Source organism: Inquilinus sp. Marseille-Q2685, assembly GCF_916619195.1.
Taxonomy (GTDB): Bacteria; Pseudomonadota; Alphaproteobacteria; order DSM-16000; family Inquilinaceae; genus Inquilinus.
The window spans coordinates 1-23,048 of the sequence record NZ_CAKAKL010000012.1; the positions used below are offsets into that span (position 1 = coordinate 1).

General features: G+C 69.8%; 20 protein-coding genes. 12 read left to right on the top strand and 8 right to left on the bottom strand.

All coding sequences use genetic code 11. The annotated features are described in order from the left end of the window. The coding region (locus LG391_RS31690; protein ID WP_225772646.1) for a phage terminase large subunit at positions 1–742 on the bottom strand (742 nt) is incomplete at its 3' end. Positions 743–924: 182 nt separating this feature from the next. Next, positions 925–1,548: a CGNR zinc finger domain-containing protein gene (locus LG391_RS31695; RefSeq protein ID WP_225772648.1), complete on the bottom strand. Its 624-nt coding sequence runs from the start codon at positions 1,546–1,548 to the stop codon at positions 925–927. A 155-nt stretch (positions 1,549–1,703) separates the two neighbouring features. Between LG391_RS31695 and LG391_RS31700 the strand changes: the two genes are divergently transcribed. The 4 genes from LG391_RS31700 to LG391_RS31715 all read left to right on the top strand — a co-directional run bounded on the left by LG391_RS31700 (position 1,704) and on the right by LG391_RS31715 (position 6,211). After that, positions 1,704–2,591 carry an alpha/beta fold hydrolase gene (locus LG391_RS31700; protein WP_225772650.1) on the top strand — a complete coding sequence of 296 codons (888 nt, stop codon included), beginning with the start codon at positions 1,704–1,706 and terminating at the stop codon, positions 2,589–2,591. Between the two features lie 120 nt (positions 2,592–2,711). Continuing rightward, positions 2,712–3,389 (top strand): transposase, encoded by a 678-nt coding sequence (locus tag LG391_RS31705; protein ID WP_225772651.1) that lies wholly within the window; start codon positions 2,712–2,714, stop codon positions 3,387–3,389. Positions 3,390–4,445: 1,056 nt separating this feature from the next. Further along, positions 4,446–5,177 (top strand): glutathione S-transferase family protein, encoded by a 732-nt coding sequence (locus LG391_RS31710; protein WP_225772653.1) that lies wholly within the window; start codon positions 4,446–4,448, stop codon positions 5,175–5,177. A gap of 14 nt (positions 5,178–5,191) precedes the next feature. After that, positions 5,192–6,211 carry a helix-turn-helix transcriptional regulator gene (locus LG391_RS31715; RefSeq protein ID WP_225772655.1) on the top strand — a complete coding sequence of 340 codons (1,020 nt, stop codon included), beginning with the start codon at positions 5,192–5,194 and terminating at the stop codon, positions 6,209–6,211. A gap of 532 nt (positions 6,212–6,743) precedes the next feature. On the opposite strand, the gene LG391_RS31720 is transcribed toward LG391_RS31715, so the two are convergent. Beyond that, positions 6,744–8,696, bottom strand: a complete 1,953-nt coding sequence (locus LG391_RS31720) for a transglycosylase domain-containing protein (RefSeq protein ID WP_225772656.1) — start codon at positions 8,694–8,696, stop codon at positions 6,744–6,746. A 664-nt stretch (positions 8,697–9,360) separates the two neighbouring features. Between LG391_RS31720 and LG391_RS31725 the strand changes: the two genes are divergently transcribed. Continuing rightward, positions 9,361–10,491, top strand: coding sequence for a type III PLP-dependent enzyme (locus LG391_RS31725; RefSeq protein ID WP_225772658.1), 1,131 nt, complete (start codon positions 9,361–9,363; stop codon positions 10,489–10,491). Between the two features lie 26 nt (positions 10,492–10,517). After that, on the top strand, positions 10,518–11,045 hold the full coding sequence (locus LG391_RS31730; RefSeq protein WP_225772660.1) for a GNAT family N-acetyltransferase: 528 nt from the start codon (positions 10,518–10,520) through the stop codon (positions 11,043–11,045). A gap of 165 nt (positions 11,046–11,210) precedes the next feature. On the opposite strand, the gene LG391_RS31735 is transcribed toward LG391_RS31730, so the two are convergent. Beyond that, positions 11,211–11,969 carry an RNA methyltransferase gene (locus LG391_RS31735; protein WP_225772663.1) on the bottom strand — a complete coding sequence of 253 codons (759 nt, stop codon included), beginning with the start codon at positions 11,967–11,969 and terminating at the stop codon, positions 11,211–11,213. Between the two features lie 24 nt (positions 11,970–11,993). Further along, a complete protein-coding gene (locus LG391_RS31740) occupies positions 11,994–12,461 on the bottom strand; it encodes a RidA family protein (protein ID WP_225772665.1) in 468 nt (155 codons plus the stop codon). A gap of 461 nt (positions 12,462–12,922) precedes the next feature. On the opposite strand from LG391_RS31740, the gene LG391_RS31745 reads away from it, so the two are divergent. The 4 genes from LG391_RS31745 (at position 12,923) to LG391_RS31760 (ending at position 16,966) form a co-directional block, all read left to right on the top strand. After that, positions 12,923–14,017, top strand: coding sequence for an ABC transporter substrate-binding protein (locus tag LG391_RS31745; RefSeq protein ID WP_225772666.1), 1,095 nt, complete (start codon positions 12,923–12,925; stop codon positions 14,015–14,017). 113 nt (positions 14,018–14,130) lie between these two features. Further along, on the top strand, positions 14,131–15,036 hold the full coding sequence (locus LG391_RS31750) for an ABC transporter permease subunit (RefSeq protein ID WP_225772668.1): 906 nt from the start codon (positions 14,131–14,133) through the stop codon (positions 15,034–15,036). Continuing rightward, positions 15,033–15,824: an ABC transporter permease gene (locus LG391_RS31755; protein WP_225772670.1), complete on the top strand. Its 792-nt coding sequence runs from the start codon at positions 15,033–15,035 to the stop codon at positions 15,822–15,824. The genes LG391_RS31750 and LG391_RS31755 overlap by 4 nt, the downstream gene beginning before the upstream one ends. 53 nt (positions 15,825–15,877) lie before the next feature. Further along, on the top strand, positions 15,878–16,966 hold the full coding sequence (locus LG391_RS31760; RefSeq protein WP_225772672.1) for an ABC transporter ATP-binding protein: 1,089 nt from the start codon (positions 15,878–15,880) through the stop codon (positions 16,964–16,966). Positions 16,967–17,064: 98 nt separating this feature from the next. Here the strand turns inward: LG391_RS31760 and LG391_RS31765 are convergent, their stop codons facing one another. Further along, on the bottom strand, positions 17,065–17,976 hold the full coding sequence (locus LG391_RS31765) for a dihydrodipicolinate synthase family protein (protein WP_225772674.1): 912 nt from the start codon (positions 17,974–17,976) through the stop codon (positions 17,065–17,067). Positions 17,977–18,301: 325 nt separating this feature from the next. Between LG391_RS31765 and LG391_RS31770 the strand changes: the two genes are divergently transcribed. After that, positions 18,302–18,604, top strand: coding sequence for a hypothetical protein (locus tag LG391_RS31770; RefSeq protein WP_225772676.1), 303 nt, complete (start codon positions 18,302–18,304; stop codon positions 18,602–18,604). A gap of 195 nt (positions 18,605–18,799) precedes the next feature. Continuing rightward, complete coding sequence (gene malQ / locus LG391_RS31775; RefSeq protein WP_225772678.1) at positions 18,800–20,797, top strand: 4-alpha-glucanotransferase; 1,998 nt, start codon at positions 18,800–18,802, stop codon at positions 20,795–20,797. 3 nt (positions 20,798–20,800) lie between these two features. Here the strand turns inward: malQ and LG391_RS31780 are convergent, their stop codons facing one another. Beyond that, positions 20,801–21,367, bottom strand: coding sequence for a type 1 glutamine amidotransferase domain-containing protein (locus LG391_RS31780; protein ID WP_225772680.1), 567 nt, complete (start codon positions 21,365–21,367; stop codon positions 20,801–20,803). A 78-nt stretch (positions 21,368–21,445) separates the two neighbouring features. Further along, positions 21,446–23,020: a 5-guanidino-2-oxopentanoate decarboxylase gene (locus LG391_RS31785; RefSeq protein WP_225772682.1), complete on the bottom strand. Its 1,575-nt coding sequence runs from the start codon at positions 23,018–23,020 to the stop codon at positions 21,446–21,448. Between the last annotated feature and the right edge of the window lie 28 nt (positions 23,021–23,048).

Here is a 23,048-nt window from a genome sequence, read left to right on the forward strand (position 1 = left end):
AGGCGGCGCCGAGGCCGAGCGCCTGGATCTTGTCCTCCAGCAGCCGCTTGACCGACTGGTCCAGCGACCGCTGCACCTCGCGGATGCACACCGCCCGGGTCGGCGTCTCGAAGCAGCGCCGCACCAGAAGCTCGGCGAAGACATGCGACTTGCCCGAGCCGCGCCCGCCATGCAGCGCCTTGTAGCGCGACGGTTTCGCCAGGCGCTTGAACTTGCGCGGCAGCCTGAGCGGCGGCGGGACGGGCATCGGCGCCGGCGGCGCGATCCCCCTCACCCTCCCGCCGGCGTCGCCGCCGGGCCCCTCCCTCTCCCCCAGGAGAGGGCCTTCGGAGCGCGCCCGGCCCTGGGAGGGTGAGGGGGCGGCCCCTCCTCCCCACCGCCAGCTATCGATCCCATGATGGTGGCGGAATTCCCCGAACGCCTGCTCCAGGCTGGGCGTGGCAGCGATGGAGCGGCGGGTGACGGCGCCCCGGCTCAGGACCCGCGCGGCCGCCCTGGTCAGCTTGCGCCTGACGGCGGGGACTGGCGGGATTCCCTTGCGCCGCCGCAACTCGACCTCCTCGAAGCAGGCGACCAGGATCTCGGCCCTGGCCAGCAGGCGGGTGCCTCGGGCGCGGACATTGGCCTCCGCATAGCCGACCTCGGCGGCGGCGAGGCTGGCATTGCCGTGCTGGACGAAGCGTTGGGCGAACAGCCGCTCATCCGCCTGGACCTCCACGGCCCAGGCGACGTCCTCCTCCATTCCGGCCTCCCATGAAAAGGCCCGCCGCGGCGGGGCCGGGCGGGCGGTCACAACTCTTCGACTGTGCCTGAATTATGCGGAGCGACGCGGCATCGTGTCAAGAACAAATGCAGAACAAAAGCTGCGACCCAGCCTCTGAACCGTCATGGCGAGCCCCGGAAGTGCGTATCCATAGGCTGCGGTCACCGCCTGATGCGGCCGCCGTCGCTTCGATGGGCATGCGCATTGTGGCGCGATGCCTTTTCGCGGTTCCCGCATGTCCGCATGCTGCACCAGCGGCGTTTTCCTCCGCGAGACGTATCGACGAAGAGCCAGCCGCAGCGGGGGCAGGACCGGAGCCTTTCGGCCGGCAGGGTGAAGAAGGCCTCTACCGACAGCATGGCCAGGAAGGCGGCGACGGCCTCCGGGTCGCGCCACCGGACGGAGCCCGGTTCCAGCCTTGTCCCGCGCAGCTCGAGCGGTCCGGTCGAGAGCCCGTTCGCGGCGCGCAGGAACAGCAGGCCGAGCGCCTCCGCCGGAGGCGCTCCGGCGGCGACGCGCGCCTCGAAGATGGAGTACGACGCCTCCCTGATCTCCCGGACCCGCTCTACGAACCCGGCGTCGGCGATGCCGGCGACCGCTTGCGCCTGGCTGTCGTCGGCAAGGCCCGATGCGCGGAACCAGTTCCCGACGTCCCTGGCCGATTTCAGAAGCTCGTTGTCCCGCGCGGGAATTCGCCTGTCGAAAACGGCATTTGCGAGATCGAGCGCGGCATGCCCGCCGATGAAATGCTCGGGCAGCCACACTGTGTCCGCGTCGTCCGGCATGGAACTCAACCGTTAAAGTGGCGTTATCCGGTTAAATGCTGCTAACCGCTATCGCATGGATATCCGGTTTCGACGCATCGGGACAGCGCGGAGAGCGGCACCTGCAGCACAGGGCGCCATTCGCGGGCCGGACCGGCCGATCAAGGGAGGCATCTATGCTGAACGTCCACAAGACCAGGCATCGCATGATCGAGGTCGACGGGGTGCACCTGTTCTATCGCGAGGCGGGGCGGCACGAGGCGTGCGGCGTGCTGCTTCTGCACGGCCAGCCCAGCTCGTCCTACAGCTTCCGCGACGTGATGGGCCCGCTGGCCGAGGTGACACGCGTCGTCGCGCCCGATCTGCCCGGCTTCGGCTTCACCGAAGCGCCGGACGACTATCCCTATACGTTCGAGGCCATGGCACGGACGATCGACGCCTTGACGCGGGAGATCGGGCTGGAGCGGTTCTTCCTGTACGTCCACGATTTCGGGGCGCCCGTCGCCTACGCCCTGGCGCTGGCAAGCCCCGACCGGGTGATGGGGCTGATCATCCAGAACGGCAATGCCCATGAGGAGGGCCTTGGCCCGGATTGGGACGGGAACAAGGCCTACTGGGCCGATCCCACCCCCGAGAACCGCGCGAAGCTTCCCGAATGGCTGAACTTCAGGGGAGTGCGGCATACCTATGTCGGCGACATCCCCGATCGGCTGAAGCCGCTTTTCGCGCCCGATGGCTGGCACCTCGACTGGGAGCGGATGAGCCGGCCCGGGCTTGTCGAGATACAGTTCCGCATCTTCGCCGATTACGGGGCCTATGTCGCCCGGTTCCCCGACATCGCGGCCTATCACCGCGATCACCAGCCGCCTGCGCTCCTGCTCTGGGGCCGGCACGACCCGTATTTCGAGATCGAAGAGGTGCTCGCCTATGCCCGCGAACTCGACCGGCTGGACATGCATATCTACGACGCGGCGCATCTCCTGCTCGAGACGCATCATCGGGAATGCGCGGCGCTGATGCGCGACTTCATCCTGAATGTGCAATCGAGCGCGGCGATCCGGTGACGGTGCAACCTTTAATTCTTAATTCGGTGACAGTGCACAAATTTCGACAATATTCGGTGACAGTGCACAAATTGGTGCGATGCTGTGCATGGCTGAGATGGCCTTCGCACGGAGGGGTATATGGCTCGGTTGGCGCGGGCGGTGTTTCCGGGGCTTCCCCACCACGTCACCCAGCGCGGCAACGGGCGGGCGCAGACCTTCTTCTGCGACGCGGATTACGCGCTCTACCGCGACCTGCTCGCCACCCACTGCGCGGCGGCGGAGGTCGAGGTCTGGTCCTGGGTGCTGATGCCGAACCATGTCCATCTGGTCCTGGTGCCAGGCGATCCGGACGGCCTCCGCCGGGCGCTGGCGCCGGTGCACCGGTACTATGCCGGCCACATCCATCTCCGGCTCGGGCGCAGCGGCCATTTCTGGCAGGGGCGCTTCGGCTGCGTCGCGATGGACGAGGAGCATCTCGGGGCGGCGCTGCGCTACGTCGCGCTCAATCCGGTGCGGGCCGGGCTGGTGCAGCGGGCGGCGGACTGGCCCTGGTCCAGCGCGCCGGTCCATCTGGGCCGGATCCCGGCGGACGGCCTGACCGCGGTGGAGCCGGTGCTGTCGCGCTATCCCGACTTCGCCGCGGTCCTGGCCGCCGGTGAGGACGATGCGGCGTCGACCCGGCTGCGTCGGGCCGAGCGGATCGGCCGGCCGGTCGGCAGCCGCGACTTCCTCGACCGGCTCGAACGCGAGAGCGGCCGGCCTCTCGCTCCGGCCAGACGCGGGCGGAGGCCCGCTAAAAGTGCACTGTCACCGTAATTCTGTCACCGTAATTCATTCCCCGAGAAGGGCGACGAGCGGACGAATAGGCCGCGCTTCAAAAGGAAATTCGGTGACAGTGCATCAATTTCGGGTCCGGTGACGGCCTGACTCCACGGACACCGATTCAGTGGACTGTCACCCAATTCTGTGCCCGTCGATCGCCTGGACATTCCAACCTTGCAGCGCCCTGAGCCGCAGCACTCGATCAGGGCAGCCTCCTGTTGGTTCCTGGAGCCACTGGACCGCAACCTCGGCCGGTTGGCTGCCGGCCGGGGCTTCGACGGCTTCACAAAGAAACGGGCCGGCTGCCGGGCCGGCCCAGTCCGGCAGTCAATGCCTGCCGGGCGCAGCGGCGCGCGGCGAGGAACGTCTCGTCCTCAGGCGCCGATCAATGTGGATTCTTGGGGCGGCTCCAACCAGGCGGGTCGCCCTTTTTGCCGCCCGATTTCGCGACCGCCTCGGAGGTCAGGCTGGTTGACAGCAGCAACGTCATCGCCGGCGGCGTGATGACCGCAAACCGACCGCACTTCGACAAGAAGTCCCGTCGGCTCCGAGCCTCGGCATCCTGGCCGCATGCTTCAAGGTGTTTATCCATCGCGCACTCGCATAGCAGTGGGACGGTGCAAAGAAGCTGTCACCTCGTACCACCGCCATCAACAGGACCCTTCGGCTGCATTCCACCGGTCCTTGATCCGCCCCCGACATCCGAAAGACGGTTCGGAGGCCCAGCCTCTAAGGCGGAAGATGTAGGCCGGAATTCGGTGACAGTGCATGAATTTGTTCGGCTGACAGCGTCTGGAGTGGACCCCTCCGGTGAGACAGGAAAAATAGGGACAGTTCTCCGAGAAGGAGAACCGATGTCCAAGCGGGAGAGCCGGAGCGGTGGCCGCTCAGGGTTATGGAGCGGACAATTCAGGGTCTTGTCGAGAGGCCGCAGAGAGCCGAAGGCGGTCACGTCTGCTGATCCCTCTCCGAACGGCCTCCGCGCAGGCCGCAGCATCCTTCCCGCCCAGCAACGCCGCCCGTCCGCATGACGTCGACATTGCGGCGCAGATGAGCGGATCGGCGCCGAAATCGATCGGCTCGGCACGGAGTGCGCGCCGCGAAGCCCCTATCCTTGAGCAGACCAGACGCCACGGAGGGCCGGACATCATGCTCGTCGTTCATCACCTCGGGACCTCGCAGTCCGAACGCATCGTGTGGTTGTGCGAGGAACTCGGCGTCCCCTACGAGCTCAAGCGCTACGAACGCGATCCCAAGACCCGCCTGGCCCCTCCCGAATACCGGGCGCTGACGCCGTTCGGGACCGCCCCGGTGATCAGCGACGGCGGCCTGGTGCTGGGCGAATCCGCCGCCATCGTCGAATACGTCGGCCAGACTTACGGAACGGGCCGCCTCATCCTCCGGCCCGGTTCGCCCGGCTATGCCGACTTCCTCTTCTGGTTCCACTTCGCCAACGGCTCGCTGATGCCGGCGGCCCTGATCGACTCCCTTGCCCGCCGGGTCGGCGGCGAGGACGAGATGATGGCTGGGCTCCGCGCGCGGCTCGACCGCGCCTATGATCTCCTCGAGGCGCGGCTCGGCGCGGCGCCCTTCCTGGCCGGAGGCGCCTTCACCGCGGCGGACATCATGACCCTGTTCCCCCTGACCACCATGCGCCGGTTCTCGCGCCGGGACATCGGCCCCTATCCGCACGTCCGCGCCTACATCGAGCGCATCGCCGCCCGGCCGGCCTATCGGCGCGCCATGCGCAAGGCCGAGCCCGATCTGCCGCTCGCCGGATGAGCCGGGCCGCGACCATGGCCTCGCCGCCGGACGGCCAGCGCAAGGCCCTCGCCGCCCGCTCCGGCGTCGGCGTCACCGCGAGCGTCGTCCAGCGCGCGGCCTTGCGGTTCAGCCGTCTCGTCATCGACCGGCCGACCCTCATCGTCCTGCGCCACGGGACGAAGACGCTCCACTCCGCGAGCGGCGAATGGTCCCTGAGGGGCGGTGAGGCTGTCGCCATCGCCGGCGGCGAGCCCTCCGACGTGAGCAACCGCCTGTCCGGCGACGGCCTCTACGAGGCGCGATGGCTGGTCTGGGACCCCGCCCTGATCGCGCGGTTCGAGCAGGGGGCGGCGGAGGGGCCTGCCCTGGCCGGGGCGGCGGTGCTGGGCCGGCTCGAGGCCCCGTTCGCCTCCGCCTTCGACCGCGCGCTCGAAGCCATCTTCGACCTGCGGCAGATCCCCGATCCCGTCGCGAAGCACAGGCTGGCCGAGATCCTCGTCTGGCTGGCCCAGCGCGGCGTCCGCTACTCGGCCGCGGAAAGCCCCGCCCTGTCGACGAAGGTGCGCCGGCTGTTCGAGAACGCACTCGCCGAGCGCTGGACGGCGGCCGCAGTCGCCAGCCGTCTCGCCCTCAGCGAGGCGACCCTGCGCCGGCGCCTGGCGGCGGAAGGAACCAGCTTCGGCGACCTCCTCGCCGACGTGCGCATGTCCGCCGCCATGCTCCTGCTGCAGGCCACCGATCAGGCCGTCACCCGCATCGCCCTGGAGGTCGGCTACGAGTCCCCTCCCGCTTCGCCATCCGCTTCCGCGAGCGGTTCGGCTTCGCCCCGACCGCTATCAGGGGGCATGCGCGCCGCCGCCCCGCCGACGCCCCGTCCCGGGCAGCCGGCTGAAGTGCACTGTCACCGTAATTCCGGCCTGCACCCGAAGGAGCGCTCGCCCAGGCTGTCCACCAGCCAACCCAGGGTCACGCGCTCGGTGTCGGCGCCGCGCAGCAGGCCGTCCAGCAGGACGGAGGTCGGGATTCGTGTCGTCATGGCGCCGGCAGAATAGGTCGCTCTTGTCGGCAGGCAATCCTCGTTGGGCCCGTCCTTAAGCGAGCCGATCCATCAAATTGGCGGCAAGTCACCGTGCCTCAAATTCGGTGACAGTGCACGAATTCTGAAATTCGGTGACGGTGCAGGAATCCCGAGTGACCCATCAGAGCCACCCCGTACCGGCATCGATCATTAAGTGCACTGTCACCGAAATTCCGACGAATTAAAATTCCGATACCCGGCCGGTCTGTCAGCCACACCCTGTGCAAGAAACACGAAGAGCCGCTCTTCCATACTCTTACGTCGCCGGGATGCTAAGGCCAGTCAATGTCTGCTTTCCGCTTTTCCCTGCCGCCAAGCCGGATGACGGGCGCCCGGAAGGGGACGTTGCCTCGGTTGCCGACAAGGGGATCTGACACGATCCGAAGGAAAGCGGCCCCGTCCGCTTTCAGGCAATATCGGTGCGCCGGAAATGTCCGCTTCAGGGAAGCGAAGAGTGCCGCCAATCGTGCGCCAGGAACCGGCAGCCGTCAGAGACGAAGGCCGCCTCACCCGTTCCCCAGGCTGCCGATCAGGCCTTCGAGGCCGCCCTGGTCCAGCTCCTGCTTCGCCGGCTGCACCGTCGGGATGGTGGCCGTCGGCGGCACCAGCACCCTCGGCGCGCCCGGGGTCGCGGCGGTCGGGGCGATCGCGGCCGGGGCGGGGGCCCCGCCGCCCGGTCCCGCCGTGGCGACCGCGGCGGGCAGCGAGTCGTCGACGCCCAGCAGCGGCCTGGCCGGCTTGCCGCGCTCGGCCTCGACCATGAAGTCGTGCCAGATCTTCGCCGGCAGGCTGCCGCCGGTCACCTTGTCCATCGGCGTGCCGTCGTCGTTGCCGACCCAGACGCCGACCACGTAGTCGGCGGTGAAGCCGATGAACCAGGCGTCGCGGTATCCTTGACTCGTGCCGCTCTTGCCCGCCGAGGGCCGGTCCAGCCGGGCGCTGCGGCCGGTGCCGATGGTCATGGTGGCGCCCAGCATCCGGTTGATCGCCTCGACATGCCAGGGCAGCACCGCCTCGCCCGGGCCGCCGCCGAAGCGGGTGTAGAGCGCGGCCTCGCCCGGCGGGCCGATGCGCTCCACGCCGTAGGGCCAGACGCCGTTGCCCTGGTTGGCCAGCGCGGCATAGGCCGATGTCAGCTCCAGCAGGTTGACCTCGCTGGTGCCCAGCGCCAGCGACAGCTCCGGCCGCAGCGGCGAGTTGATGCCGAGGCGGCGGGCCAGCTCGATCGTCCGGTTGATGCCGGCGCGCTGCAGCATGCGCACCGCGGCGGTGTTGTAGGACTTGGCCAGCGCCTCGCGCGCCGTCACCTCGCCGTGGAACTTGCCGTCATAGTTGCCGGGCGACCAGTTCTTGATCGTGATCGGCGCGTCCAGCACCAGGCTGTCCGGCGTCAGCCCCTGCTCCACCGCCGCCAGATAGGCGAACATCTTGAAGGAGGAGCCGGGCTGGCGCTGCGCCGTGACCGCGCGGTTGAACTGGCTCTGGCTGTAGCCGCGGCCGCCGACCATGGCGACCACCGCGCCGTCCGGCCGCATTGCCACCAGCGCCGCCTGGCTGGCGCCGACCTTGCCGCCATCCTCCGCCATGCGGGAATCGACGATGCTTTCCGCCGCCCGCTGCAGCGACGGCACCAGCGTGGTCTCGACCCGGAGCGCCGGGGCGGCGGTGTTGACGAAATCCGGCACCTGGTCGGCGATCCAGTCGGCGAAGTAGCGGCTGCCCGAGCCGCCGCCCGGCCGGCGCGGCGGCACCGGCGGCTGGTCGTCGGCGGCCGCCCGCTCCTTCTCGGTGATGAAGCCGGCATCGACCATGGCCGACATCACCACGTCGGCGCGCTGCCGCGCCGCCTCGGGGTTGCGGTCCGGCGCGTAGCGCGACGGCGCCTTCAGGAGGCCGGCCAGCATCGCCGACTGCTCCAGGTTCACCTCCGTCGCCGGCACGCCGAAATAGGCGCGGGCCGCGGCGTCGATGCCGTAGGTGCCGGAGCCGAAATAGACCCGGTTGAGATAGGCGGTCAGGATCTGGTCCTTGGAGAAGTTCATCTCCAGCCACACCGCCAGGATCGCCTCCTGGATCTTGCGGCGGACCGTGCGCTCCGGCGTCAGGAACAGGTTCTTGGCGGCCTGCTGGGTGATGGTGGAGCCGCCCTGCACCGCCCGGCCGGCCTGCCAGTTCACCCACAGCGCCCGGGCCACGCCGATCGGGTCGATGCCGTAATGGCTGTAGAAGCGGCGGTCCTCGATCGCCAGAACCGCCTCGGTCAGATGCTTCGGCAGGGCCGAGGCCTGGACCATGTCGCCGGTCATGTCGCCGTAGCGGGCGATCTGGCCGCCATCGGCCGCCACCACGGTGATGGCCGTGCGCCGCTCCGGCATCGCCACCTGGCGGATGTCGGGCAGGTCGTAGGCGAAATAGGCGACGACGACGCCGAGCGCGATCACGCCCCAGATCGACAGCACCGCGCCCCATTTCGCGACGCCCCACAGCCAGTGCCGGCGGCCGGAGGACTTGCGGGCTCGTTGAGTCGATCTCGACGTCGATTTGGGGCGGCGCGGCGGGGACTTGCCGGCGGACGTGCTCGTCCGGGTGCGGCCACCACTGGCGCGCAAGGCTGGTCTGCCGGAGGAGCGGGTCGTCATAATAGCAAGCTTATCTCGCGAGAATCCCGTAATATCAAGCCGGAATAAGGCGGAATTCAGGAATCGGCTGAGGCTGTTGCGTCACGGTGACGGGGTAAATTCTCCAACAACAAAATTTCACTTGCATCAGGGGGGCACCGACCGTATTTGACCCCTCGGAACGTATTCGCACGTGCCCCGGCCCACCCGGTCGAACCAACACCGACCCAAGGTGGGCACAGCAACGACGTCACGCGTCTCCTCGGTCTGTCCGGCTTCGGCCGGCTGGGTTGAAGAGAAGTTTTTCGGTTGCAGGTGCGGAGAGGGTTCCTCTTCCGTGATTGTCTGGACGGTTTGACCGGGTGGCGCCCTTGGCGTCGTCCCGTGATCCCGTCTCTGCGATCCGGAACGCATGTGCCGCCGGGTTTCGTCGCCGGTGAGCAGAGGCGGGGCGCCTCAGGCAACGGTTGGGTTTGAACTGGCTTGCCGTGAGGGATCAGTCCCCATGAACACCAAGATTGCCTCCTTCCTGGAAGAGCGACGTCCCGAGACGCCGTGCCTCGTGCTGGACCTCGACGTCGTGGCCGGCAACTACCAGGCGCTGGCCGCCGCCATGCCCGACAGCCGCATCTTCTACGCGGTGAAGGCCAACCCGGCGCCGGAGATCCTGTCGCTGCTGGCCTCGCTGGGCTCGTGCTTCGACACCGCCAGCGTCGTGGAGATCCGCGACGCCCTGGCCGCCGGCGCCACCGCGGACCGCATCTCCTTCGGCAACACCATCAAGAAGCGGGTCGACATCGCCACCGCCTATGCGCTCGGCGTGCGCCTCTTCGCCTTCGACAGCGAGGCGGAGCTGCGCAAGATCGCCGAGGTCGCGCCGGGCAGCCGCGTGTTCTGCCGCATCCTGACCTCGGGCGAGGGCGCCGAGTGGCCGCTGTCGCGCAAGTTCGGCTGCGAGCCGAGCATGGCGCGCGAGCTGCTGGCGATGGCGCCGGGCCTCGGCCTCGACGCCTACGGCGTGTCGTTCCATGTCGGATCGCAGCAGCGCGACACCGGCGCCTGGGACCAGGCGCTGGAGTCGGCCGCGTCGATCTTCCGCGACCTGGCGGCCAAGGGCATCGAGCTGAAGATGGTCAATCTCGGCGGCGGCTTCCCGACCAGGTACCTCAAGGAGGTGTCGACGCCGGAGGCCTATGGCCGCGCCATCGACGCCAGCCTGCGCCAGCATTTCGGCAACCGCCTGCCCGAGACCATCATCGAGCCGGGCCGCGGCATGGTCGGCAATGCCGGGGTGATCCAGACCGAGGTGGTGCTGATCTCGAACAAGTCGGCGAACGACAACACCCGCTGGGTGTATCTCGACATCGGCAAGTTCGGCGGCCTGGCCGAGACGATGGACGAGGCGATCCGCTACCCGATCAGCACGGTGCATGACGGCGACGCGGCCGAGCCGGCGATCCTGGCCGGCCCGACCTGCGACAGCGCCGACGTGCTGTACGAGAAGACGCCCTACCCGATGCCGGTTTCGCTCGCGATCGGCGACAAGGTGCTGATCCACGGCACCGGCGCCTACACGACGACCTATTCGGCGGTCGCCTTCAACGGCTTCGCCCCCCTCAAGGCCTATTACATCTGAACCTCATACGGGTGGGGATTCGGGTCATGGACATCATGCGGGAGCGGCCGCGCCACGCGGCCGCCATCGAGGATCTCGTTGCCGATTGCTTCGGCGAGGGGCGCTTCGGCAAGACCGTCTACCGGCTGCGCGACGGGGTGCGGCCGATCAACGAGCTCGGCTTGGTCGCGCTCGAGGACGGCGACCTCGTCGGCACGCTGCGCTTCTGGCCGATCCAGGTCGGCGGCGTCGGCGAGACCATCCTGCTGGGCCCGCTCGCGGTGACCGAGGGGCAGCGCTCGACCGGCATCGGCTCGCGGCTGATGCGGGCCGGCCTGTCGCGCGCGGCGGCCTTCGGCTACCAGAGCGTGATCCTGGTCGGCGACGAGCCGTATTACCGCCGCTTCGGCTTCCGCCGCGACCTGACCCTCGGCCTGATGCTGCCGGGGCCGGTCGACTACGACCGGCTGCTGGGCCTCGAGCTGGTGCCCGGCGCCCTGGCCAACGCCCGCGGCATGATCGGCCGCGCCGACGGAATGCCGGTGCGGTACGAGATGGCGGCGACGGCGGCCTGAGGCTTCGACGGCAGCTCTCCCCCTCACCCTCCCGGCCCAAGCGGGCCGGGCCCCTCCCTCTCCCCGAGGAGAGGGGATTTCGGAGCAGCGCTTCCTTCACCTCTCCTTGGGGAGAGGTCGAAATCGCGCAGCGATTTCGGGTGAGGGGGTGGCGCAGGCCTCTCCTCAAGTCACCGTGCGCATCGCCACATAGTGCCCGTACAGCGCCAGGCTGGCGGCGACGGTGGCGTTGAGCGATTCGACCGCGCCGCTGGTCGGGATCGCCAGGCGCTGCACATCCAGCCCCGGCGGCAAACCCAGCCCCTCCTCGCCCAGCACCAGCCGCAGGTCGCGCGGCCAGGCGAAGCCCGACAGGTCCTCGCCCTGCCCGTCCAGCGCCAGCAGCGGCCCCGCCGCCCCGGCTAGGCCGGACCAGGCCGGGCCGCGCCGCAGCTCCAGCGCGAACTGCGCGTTCGACGCCGCGCGCAGGCATTTCGGGTGGAAGGGATGCGCCGCGTCGGCCAGCAGGATCACCCGCGAGACGGTGAAGGCGGCGGCGCTGCGCAGCAGGGCGCCGAGATTGCTCGGGTCGCCGAGGGCGCAGACCAGCTCCAGCCCCTCCGGCGGCCGCGTCAGGTCGATCGCCGGCATCTCCGGCACCAGCCCGACCAGGATCGGCAGGCCGGTGCCGGACACGTCGAGCCGGTCGAACAGCGCCCGGCCGAGCCGGATGCGCTCCAGCCCGGGCGGCGCCGGCAGGTCCTCGGCGCCGGGCGGCAGCAGCAGCGATTCGAACCGGTCGGGGTGCTGCGCCAGTGCCTCGCCCACGGTCTTGCGCCCGGCCAGCAGGAAGCGGCGGTGCTTGCGCAGCCCGCGGCTCTCCAGCAGCGACGCCCACAGCTTGGCGCGCGGATTGTCCGGGCTCTCGATGATGCGCTCGGCCATCGCCCCTGCTGCCGGACAGGCGCCTTACTTGATCTCGAACACCGCCTCGACCTCGACCGCGCAGCCGAGCGGCAGCTGGGCGACGCCGACCGCGGCGCGGGCGTGCTTGCCGGCCTCGCCGAAGGCCTCGGCCATCAGGTCCGACGCGCCGTTGACCACCTTCGGCTGGTCGGTGAAGTCCGGCGTCGAGTTGACGAAGCCGCCCAGCTTCACCACCCGCGCGACGCGGTCGAGGTCGCCGCCCAGCGCCGCCTTGGCCGCCGCCAGGATGTTGATGGCGCAGATCCGGGCGCAGGCGTAGCCTTCCTCGACCGTGAACTCGGCGCCGAGCTTGCCGGTGTGGCTGATCTTGCCGTCGACGAAGGGCACCTGGCCGGAGATGTAGAGCATGTTGCCCGAGATCACGGAGGGCACGTAGTTCGCCGCCGGCGCCGCGACGTTCGGGAGGGTGATCCCCTTCTCCTGCAGCCGCGCCTCGATGCTTCCTGCCATGGGTCGGTTCCCGCTCGCTTGAGTGAATCGGAGGCCGCACCATAGCCAGCGGCGCCGGGCGGCGAAAGCCCGGCCCCGACCCGCTTCGGCCGAAGCGCGACGGATCATGCCGCAGCCGGAACAGATTGCGGCTTCCCGCTGAGTCACTCTTCCCTCAAGGCCGGACACAGGCCCGTGCAGGGAGTCGTTGACGGCGTCATGGTTTCATGACGTTATTATTACAGTCAGGATACAATAGTGTGGCAGCCGCCATGTCATGGCAGGGCTATCGAACTGTATTTCGGCCAAGCCGGGCCGATTTCCCGACATTTCATCGGCTCTCTCCTTGACAAGGATTGCGCAGCGCAACACAGTCCCGCCGCATCCGCGCCGGAGCCCGGATTTGACCGTGCGCTCGACTTCGGATTCGGGGATTTTGCTAAAATCCGCCAAACAGACAGATGAACATCGGGGGTTGTGACATGAAGGCGACGTGGACATCCGTGCTGTCGATCTCGGCCCTGGCGCTCGCCGCCTCCGCCGCCCGGGCCGAGCCGTCGGCCGAGCTGATCGCCGCGGCGAAGGCGGAGGGCGAGCTGACCACCATCGCCCTGCCCCATGACTGGTGCGGCTACGGCGGCATCATCGAGAGCTTCAAGGCCAAGTACGGCCTGAAGGTGAACGAGCTGAACCCCGACGCCGGCTCAGGCGACGAGATCGAGGCGATCAAGGCGAACAAGGGGAATCGCGGCCCCCAAGCCCCCGACGTGATCGACGTCGGCCTGTCCTTCGGCCCGTCGGCCAAGGCCGAAGGCCTGATCGCGCCCTACAAGGTGTCGACCTGGGACACCATCCCGGACAGCGCCAAGGACCCGGAGGGCTACTGGTACGGCGACTATTACGGCGTGCTGGCCTTCGAGGTGAACAAGGACATCGTCAGCAAGATCCCGGCCGACTGGAAGGACCTGCTGGCCTCCGACTACGCCAACTCCGTCGCCCTGGCCGGCGACCCGCGCACCTCCAACCAGGCGATCCTGGCCGTGCTGGCCGCCGGCCTGTCGACCGAGAAGGACGCCGCCAAGGCCGCCGAGGCCGGGCTGAAGTTCTTCGGCGAGCTGAACAAGGCGGGCAACTTCGTGCCGACCATCGGCAAGGCCGCCTCGCTGGCCCAGGGCGCCACCCCGATCGTGATCCGCTGGGACTACAACGCCCTCGGCGACCGCGACACGCTGAAGGGCAACCCGGAGGTCGAGGTGGTGGTGCCGAAGACCGGCGTCGTCGCCGGCGTCTATGTCCAGGCGATCAGCGCCTTCGCGCCGCACCCGAACGCCGCCAAGCTGTGGATGGAGCACCTGTATTCGGATGAGGGCCAGCTCGGCTACCTGAAGGGCTACTGCCACCCGATCCGGTTCCAGAACCTGGCCGACACCAAGAAGATCCCCGAGGACCTGCTGAAGGCCCTGCCGCCGGCCGAGGCCTATGCCGCCGCGATCTTCCCGAGCCTCGACGACCAGAACAAGGCCAAGGAGATCATCACCAAGCAGTGGGATTCCGTGGTCGGCGCCAACGTCAAGTAACGCGAAGTGTCGCGCTTGAGGCCGCACCGCCCCCTGCCCTACGCTGCGGCCGGGGGATGGCGCGGCCTCTCGCGTCTTCCGTTCCCGCGGCAGGTTTCCGTCAGCAGGCGCCGATGACCCAGGCCTCGATCGCAGCCCCCCTCGCCGCGCCGGCCAGCCCGTCCAGGATCAACTGGGCCTGGCTGGGGGTGGCGCCGTTCTTCCTGTTCGCCCTCCTGTTCCTGGTGCTGCCCACCGGCTACCTGCTGGTCGGCAGCTTCCAGACGCCGGACGGGTCGTTCACGCTCGACAACATCGCCAACCTGTTCCAGCAGTCGATCCTCGACGCCTACTGGATCTCGATCCGGATCAGCCTCGCCTCCGCCCTGCTCGGCGCCCTGATCGGCTTCTTCCTGGCCTATGCCGCAGTGATGGGCGGGCTGCCGGGCTGGATCCGGCCGACGCTGATGACCTTCTGCGGCGTCGCCTCGAACTTCGCCGGCGTGCCGCTGGCCTTCGCCTTCATCGCCACCCTCGGCCGGCTCGGCCTGGTGACGATCCTGTTCGACACCCTCGTCGCCCCCGTGCTGGGCTTCCGGCTGTACCAGACCGGCTTCAACCTGCTGAGCTTCTGGGGCCTGACCCTCACCTATCTCTACTTCCAGATCCCGCTGATGGTGCTGATCCTGGCGCCGGCGCTGGACGGGCTGAAGAAGGAGTGGCGCGAGGCCTCGGCCATCCTCGGCGCCTCCACCGCGCAGTACTGGCGCATGGTGGCGCTGCCGATCCTGTGGCCCAGCATCGTCGGCACCACGCTGCTGCTGTTCGCCAACGCCTTCGGCGCCATCGCCACCGCCTATGCGCTGACCGGCAGCTCGCTGAACATCGTGCCGATCCTGCTCTACGCCCAGATCCGCGGCGACGTGCTGCACAACCCCAATCTGGGCTACGCCCTGGCGCTCGGCATGATCCTGATCACCGGCCTGTCCAACGGCCTCTACATGATCCTGCGCGCCCGCAGCGAACGGTGGCTGCGATGAAGCAGAACCGCATCGGCGCCTGGATCGCGCTCGTCATCGGCAGCCTGTACTTCCTGGTGCCGCTGATCGGCACGCTGGAGTTCTCGCTGCGCATGCGGCGCGGCGAATACAGCCTCGACGCCTACCGCATCGTGCTGGCCGACCCCGGCTTCCAGGCCAGCTTCCTCTATTCCTGCGTGCTGGCGATGGCGACCATCGTGGTGGGGGTGCTGCTGGTGGTGCCGACCGCCTACTGGGTGCGGCTGCGCCTGCCGCGGCTGCGGCCGGTGATCGAGTTCATCACCCTGCTGCCTCTCGTGATCCCGGCGATCGTGCTGGTGTTCGGCTACATCCAGCTGTTCAACACCTCCTCGATCCTGCCGCTCCTGGGCAGCGAGCGCGGCACCGACCTGCTGCTGACCTTCGGCTACGTCACCCTGGCGCTGCCCTACATGTACCGGGCGGTCGACACCGGCCTCGGGGCGATCGACGTCCGCACCCTGACCGAGGCGGCCGAGAGCCTGGGCGCCGGCCGGGCCCGGATCCTGTTCCGGGTGATCCTGCCGAATGTCCGCGCCGCGGTGCTGAGCGGCGCCTTCCTGACCTTCGCCATCGTCATCGGCGAATTCACCTTCGCCAGCCTGCTGAACCGGCCGGCCTTCGGCCCCTATCTGCAGCTGGTCGGCGCCAACCGCGCCTATGAGCCGGCGGCGCTGGCGATCATCGCCTTCGCCGTCACCTGGGCCTGCATGGGCCTGCTGCAGATCTTCGGCCGCGGTCGCCGCGGCTCCTCGGCGGCCACACGATGAACCATTCGACCGCATTCGCGCCCCAGGAATCGGCGTTGCAGGCAGGTGAAGCGATGGACACGGACTTCCTCGAGATCAGCGGCCTGCGCAAGAGCTACGGCCAGAACACCGTGGTCCACGATTTCGACCTGGCGGTGAAGCGCGGCGAGTTCATCTCCTTCCTCGGCCCCTCCGGCTGCGGCAAGCCCACGCCCCTGCGCATGGTGGGGGGGTTCGAGACCCCGCCCGGCGGGTCGACCCGCGGCGACGGCCGCGGCGTCCCCCGCCCCAGGCCCAACCAGCGCAATGTCGGCATGGGGTTCCAGGCCTATGCGCTGTTCCCGAACATGACGGTGGCGGACAACGTCGCCTTCGGCCTGAAGGTGGCGAAGAAGCCGGCCGCCGAGATCGCCCAGCGGGTCAAGGAGATGCTGGAGCTGATCAAGCTGCCGCACCTCGCCGACCGCTACCCCTACCAGCTGTCCGGCGGGCAGCAGCAGCGCGTCGCCCTGGCCCGGGCGCTGGCCAACAAGCCGAAGGTGCTGCTGCTGGACGAGCCGCTGTCGGCGCTGGACGCCAAGATCCGGGTGTCGCTGCGCACCGAGATCAAGGCGTTGCAGCGCGACCTGGGCATCACCACCATCTTCGTCACGCACGACCAGGAAGAAGCCCTGTCGATGTCGGACCGGATCGTGGTGATGAACGAGGGCTATGCCGAGCAGGTCGGCACGCCGTTCGAGATCTACAACTATCCGCGCACCCGCTTCGTCGCCTCCTTCGTCGGCACGCTGAACATCCTGCGCGGCCAGGTGACCGACGCCGCCGGCGGTCGAATCCGCATCGACGGTCAGGACATCGTCGCCGCCCGAGGTGTCGCCGACGCCAGGGACGGCGAGGTCCGCTCGGTGGCGCTGCGGCCGGAGGCGATCGCCCTGGCCGGATCGGCCGAGGATCGGGGTGCCGACCGCAACCGCATGCAGGGCACGATCGAGGATGTGAACTTCCTCGGCGCGGTGGTGCGTGTCCGGGTCCGGTTCCAGGAGAACGCGGTCTCGCTCGACACCTTCAACAGCCCCAGCCTGGCCCCGCCCGAGCGCGGCCAGCCGGTCACCGTCACCTTCGGCCGGGAGGATGTGCTGGTGCTGGAGGGGGAGCACGCCTGAGGCTGGCGTAGGTTGGGTTCGCGGCGCGAACCCAACATCCATCCGCGAGACCGATCGTTGGGTTCGCCAAGAGGCGAACCCAACCTACGACGCGAGGCTCAGACCCCGTATTTCGCCAGGTCCGGCCGCTTCGCCAGGGCGGTGCGGACGATGGTCTCGACCCGGTCGCGCTCCGCCCCCTGCAGCTCCAGCCGCGGCTGGCGCACCACGGTCGAGGTGCCGCGCACGATCGTCTCGGCCAGCTTGACGTTCTGGACGAAGCGCAGCGACACGTCGAGGTGCAGGAGCGGCATGAACCAGCGGTAGATCTCGAGCGCCTCGGGGATCCGGCCGGCCGCGACCAGCTTGTGGATCGCCACGGTCTCGCGCGGGAAGGCGCAGACCAGGCCGGCGACCCAGCCGACCGCGCCCAGCATCAGGCTTTCCAGCGCCAGATCGTCGACGCCGGTGAAGATGGCGTAGCGGTCGCCCACCGTGTTCAGGATGTCGGTGATGCGGCGGACGTCGCCCGATGATTCCTTGATGGCGACGAAGTTCGGCTCGTCCGCCATCTCGGCGAACATCTCCGGCGTGATGTCGACCGAATAGGCGATCGGGTTGTTGTAGACCATGATCGGGAGGCCGGTCGCCCGCGCCACGGTGCGGAAATGCTGGATGGTCTCGCGCCGGTCGGAGACGTAGCGCATCGCCGGCAGCAGCATCAGCCCGTCCATCCCGGCGGCCGCGGCCCGTTCGGCCAGCGCCGCCGCGGCCCGCGTCGAATCCTCGGCCACGGTGAGCAGCACCGGGTGGCCGCCCGCCGTCTCCCTGACCGCGCCGGCGATCGCCATCTTCTCGTCCGCGGTCAGGGTGCTGGCCTCGCCAATCGAGCCGCAGCAGATGATGCCGTCGACCCCGTTCTCGATCTGGAACGCGACATCGTCGCGCACCGCGGCCAGGTCGACCTCCTGCCGCGCGTCCATCTTGGTGGTGATCGCCGTGTAAACCCCGGCCCAGCGCTGCCCCGCCATCGCCCTGCATCCCCTGTGTTTCCGCCGCCCATCCGCCTGCGGCCGAACCAGAATACCGTCTGTATTTAATTTGTCGACAGATTCGCCGAAAGCGAAGCGAGCCCTTCCGCAGCCGCATTGCACCGCAGCATTTCCTGCAAATCTATGTTGCAGTGCGAAATGGTACGATTATTCTCATCAGGTGCAGAGAGACGAGGCAACGCCCGACGGGCGGCTCGGTCTCGCCCTCTTTGGACCACATTTTACGGGCATTTGACCGGCCCGGCCCGATCGAGGCCGGGATCGAATGTCCGCTCAACAGGTGAAGGTTTACGGGAGCGATCCAATGCCTGCCGTCAAGAATGTCCGCTATGTGACCAAGCGCGAGCTGCCGACGGTTGACGACGCGCTGTACGCCGCCGAGGGCCTGACCGCCGACTACGAGGAGCGGCTGCAGATCGCCGCCGAGCTGAGCGGCCTGTCGCTGGACGAGGTCCGCGCCGCGGCCGAGGCCCAGGCGGCGGAGATGGCCAAGAAGTCGACCCTGCGCATCACCTCGACCATCCGGTCGAACACCGGCAGCGCCGTGGTGGTGGAGCGCCGCCGGACCCGCAGCGTGGCGATGCCGCGTTCGCTGACCCTGGCCTGAATTGCCGGACCCGGACGCTGCCCCGTCCGGCCAAGATTCGATCCCGTGCCTGCCTGGCGTCGAGCGCCGCTGCGGGCACGGGATTTTTGATTCCGGCAAACCGTTTCCGCCGGCCTTTCCCATCCAAGATCCGGCTCCATATGATCACAGCCGCGCCACCGCGCGACCGAGCGGAAGGGTCTTGCATTGGAGCTTGTGGACGACGCCCTGCGTGACCGGGCCCGCCGGGCCGGCATCGCGCCCGACTGGACCGACGTCACCGGCCAGGCCCGCAGCGTGGCGCCGGAAACGCTGGAGCGGCTGCTGGCGCTGACCGGCGCCGACGAGCCGGCCGCGGCGGTGCCGCCGCTGGTCACCGGCGTGATCCATCAGGCAATCCCGCTGCCGCCCGAGGCCGGCACCGGCGTCGCCATCCTGGTCCTGGAATCGGGCGAGCGGGCCGAGATCACCGTCCATCCGGGCGATGACGGGCGCTGCTGGGGTCCGCCGATCGACCGGCCCGGCTATCACCGGCTGCAGCTGCGCGACCGCGAGATCACCCTGGCGGTGGCGCCGCCCCGCTGCTTCGGCCTGGACGAGGTCGCCCGCGGCGGCCGGATGTGGGGCCTGGCTGCGCAGATCTACGGCTTGCGGCGCCCGGGCGATGGCGGCATCGGGGACAGCCGCGGCATTGTCGAACTGGCCCGGGCGGCCGGTCGCGCCGGGGCCGACGCGCTGGCGCTGAGCCCGACCCCCGCCCTGTTCACGGCCGAGCCGGAGCGCTTCGGCCCCTACTCCCCCTCCAGCCGCCTGTTCCTCAACCCGCTGCTGGCCGATCCCGCCGCGCTGTTCGGCCAGGGCCGCGTCGCCGCCGCGATCCGCGCGGCCGGCGTCGGCGAGGCGCTGCAGCGGGGCGAGGCGGCGACGCTGATCGACTGGCCGGAGGCGGCGCGGGCCAAGCTGTCGCTGTTCCGCGCTCTGTCCGACGGCTTCGATGCCGGGTCCGGCGGCGGCCTGGCCGAGGACTTCGCCGGCTTCGTCCGGGCCGGCGGGGCGCTGCTGCAGGACCATGCCCGGTTCGAGGCGCTGCAGGCGGCGCGCCTGGCCGCCGATCCGGCCGACCGCGACTGGCGGCGGTGGCCGCCGGCGCTGCGCGATCCCGCCGGCGCCGCGGTGGCGGAGTTCGCGGCCGCGCATGATCGCGAGATCCGCTTCCACCTGTTCCTGCAATGGCTGGCCGACCGCGCCTTCGCCGCCGCCCAGGCCGGGGCCCGGTCGGCCGGCATGCGCATCGGCCTGATCGCCGATCTGGCCGTCAGCATGGACGCCACCGGCAGCCATGCCTGGAGCCGCCCGACCGACGTGCTGGGCGGCGCCAGCATCGGGTCGCCGCCCGACGCCTTCAACGCCGACGGGCAGAACTGGACGCTGGCCGCCATCTCGCCGCGGGCGATGGTCGAGACCGGCTTCGCCCCGTTCCTGGACACGCTGCGGGCGACCCTGCGCCACGCTGGCGGCATCCGCATCGACCATGTCATGGGGCTGGCCCGGCTGTGGCTGGTGCCGGACGGGATGGCACCGACCGAAGGCGCCTATCTGACCTATCCGGCCGAGGACCTGCTGCGGCTGGTGGCGCTGGAATCGCACCGCCACCGCGCCGTGGTGATCGGCGAGGATCTGGGCACCCTGCCCTGGGGCTTCGCCGGCCGGCTGGCCGACCATGCCGTCGCCGGCATGCGGGTGCTGTGGTTCGAGCGCGAGGGCGACGGCTTCAAGCCGGCCGAGCGCTGGGATGCCGGCGCCGTCGCCATGAGCTCGACCCACGACCTGCCGCCGGTGGCCGGCTGGTGGCGCGGCACCGACATCGCAGCGCGGACGGAGCTCGGCCAATATGCCGATGGCGGCGCAGCGGAACGGGCGCAGCGCGAGGCCGACCGCGGCCGGCTGTGGCAGGCGGTCGGCGCCGGCCCGGCGCCGGAAGAGCCGGGACCGGTGGTCGATGCCGCGCTGCGCTTCGTCGCCCGCAGCCCGTCACGACTGGCACTGGTGCCGCTGGAGGATGCTCTGGGACTGGACCGGCAGCCGAACCTGCCCGGCACGATCGACGAGTATCCGAACTGGCGCCGCCGGCTGGAGCGCCCGGCCGGCGAAGCGCTGGCCGAGCCCGCCGTCGCCGCCCGCCTCGCTGCGATCCGCCGCGAGCGGCAGCGGTAAGCGTCAGCCGGCGGCCCGGCCGCTGTGCCGGCCCTCGGCGAATTCCTCGACCATCTTGGCGTTGAAGGCCGGGATGTCGTCCGGCGACCGGCTGGTGACCAGGCCCTGATCGACCACCACCTCGCGGTCGTACACCGTGGCGCCGGCATTTTCGAGATCGACCTGGATCGCCTTGTAGCCGGTCATCTCGCAGCCATCGACCACGCCGGCGCTGATCAGCAGCTGCGGTCCGTGGCAGATCGCCGCCACCGGCTTGCCGGACTCGAAGAAGCTTCGGACGAAGCCGAGCGCCCGGTCGTTCATGCGCAGCTGGTCCGGGCTGTGCACGCCGCCCGGGATCAGGAGGCCGTCATAGCCGTCGGGCTTGGCCCGGTCGAGCGGCACGTCGACCGGGAAGCTGTCGCCCTTGTCGAGATGCTTGTGCCCGGTCACCTGCGAGGCTTCCGGGCTGACGATCTCGACCTTGGCCCCGGCCTCCTTCAGGGCCTTGACCGGCTCGGTCATCTCCACCTGCTCGAAGCCGTTGGCGACGAGCACGGCGATCCTGCGTCCGTCGAGACGTTCGGGCATGCCATTCTCCATCCTGAGGTGACGGCCGCGGGAGTCGGGCCGTCTCCCCGGGCAACGGCATCCGGCGGGGCGCGGTTCCTACGCCGCCGCGACCTCGATCAGGGTCGGCCTGCCGTCCTCGAAGGCGGCGGCGAGGCGCTGCGGCAGGTGGCGCGGGTCGTCGACCGCGGCGTAGCCGCAGCCATAGGTCGCGGCCATGGCGTCGAAGGCCGGCGGGTCGATGTCGACGCCGAGGCGGTCGATCCCGGCCTTGTCCATGCCGTAGGCGATCTGGCCGAGGCCGCGGTTGTTCCAGACCACGACCGGCAGGCCGAGGCCGAGATCCGCGGCCGTCCCCAGCTCCTGGCAGGTGAAGCCGAGGCCGTAGTCGCCGGCCAGCGCCACCACCTGCGCCTGCGGCCGCGCCAGCTTGGCCCCGATCGCGGCCGGAAGCGCATAGCCCAGCGTGCCGAAGCCGACCGGGTGCAGCCAGCCGCGCGGCTGCCGCGACGGGAACACGACGTTGCCGGTATAGGCGATCTGGGTCATGTCGGTGACCACGACGGCATCGTCCGGCAGCGCGTCGCGCAGCCTGGCCAGGAAGGCCAGATGGCCGGGCTTGTCGCCGAACTCCGCGGCGTCGGCGGCCCGGCGCACCGGCTCCAGATCGCCGGCCCAGACCGGGCGGCCGGTCAGGTCGGACAGGGCTTCCGCCAACCCCTCCAGCGCCAGCCCGGCGTCGCAGAGCAGCGGCACCGTGGGACGGTGATCGCGCACCAGCACGTCGGGGTCGAGGTCGAACCGGATCAGCGATCCTTGGAAGCGCAACGGCGACCAGCGGTCGTTCATCGCCAGCTCGGTGCCGACGGCGAGCACGACATCGGCCTCGCCGACCAGGCGCTGCCCCTCCGCCGTGCCGATGCGGGAGCCGATCGAATGCGGCCCGTCATCCGGCACGACGCCCTTGCCGGCGATCGAGCAGGCGACCACCGCGCCCAGGCTCTCGGCGAGGCGCCGGGCCGCGTCGGCCGCGCCCACGGCGCCGCCGCCGAGCCGGATCATCGGCCGCTTGGCCTCGCGCAGCAGCCCGGCCGCCTGGTCCAGCGCCGCCGGGTTCGGGGCCGGCAGCGGCAGCGGCGGCAGCGCGCCCAAATCCTCAGGCGCCTCGGCGGTGGCGACGTCGAGCGGCAGCTCGATATAGACCGGCCGGGGCCGGCCCAGCGTCATCCGGGCCAGGCTGAGATCGGCCACGGCGCGGGCCTGGGACGGGTCGACCACGGTGAGGGCGGAGGCGACCAGCCCCTCCATCGCCAGGCGCTGGTTGCGCATCTCGTGCAGCTCGCCCCGGCCGAGGCCGAGATCGGCGCGGGCGTTGACGGTCGACAGCACCACCATCGGCACGCTGTCGGAATAGGCCTGGCCGATGCCGGTGGCGGCGTTGAGCAGGCCGGGGCCGGTGATCAGCACGCAGATCGCCGGCCGGCCGCTGGCCCTGGCATGGCCGTCGGCCATGAAGGCGGCGCCCTGCTCGTGCCGCACGGCGACATGGCGCAGCCCGTTGCGGCCGAGGGCGCGGTACAGCTCGAGCGTGTGCACGCCGGGGATGCCGAAGGCGGTGTCCACGCCGCTGCGGGTGAAGGCGTCGATGATCGCCTGGGCGCAGTTGTCCGCCATGAGAGCCTCTCCCGGGAGTGCGATTCGT